The 289-nt window shown below is 66.1% G+C and carries 1 protein-coding gene; it reads right to left on the reverse strand.

The genetic code is table 11. The annotated features are described in order from the left end of the window. Window positions 1–289 (reverse strand): transposase (locus AOQ53_RS34770; RefSeq protein ID WP_148640416.1); only part of this gene is annotated, 289 nt, incomplete at both ends.

The raw sequence follows: 289 nt of genomic DNA on the forward strand, positions 1-289 counted from the left end.
GTCGTGGAGTCCACGCTGACCAGGGATAAGTCGACCTTGCCCTGGCGGGCGGCTTCGGCGATCAGGCCCTCCATCAGCGCGGTGAAAACACCGGCGTTCCGCCAGACCCGAAAGCGCCCGTAGACGGTCGGCCAGGGCCCGAACTCGCCCGGCATCTCACGCCACTGCGCGCCAGTCCTGAAGCGCCAGATCACCCCTTCGAACTGATCCCGCAGCCGCTCGGGGTACGGGCCGTACTCGCCTATTGGCAGGAACGGCTCGATCAACTTCCACTGCTCGTCGGTGAGTT

The sequence above is a fragment of the Streptomyces azureus genome, assembly GCF_001270025.1.
In the GTDB taxonomy this organism is placed as follows: domain Bacteria; phylum Actinomycetota; class Actinomycetes; order Streptomycetales; family Streptomycetaceae; genus Streptomyces; species Streptomyces azureus.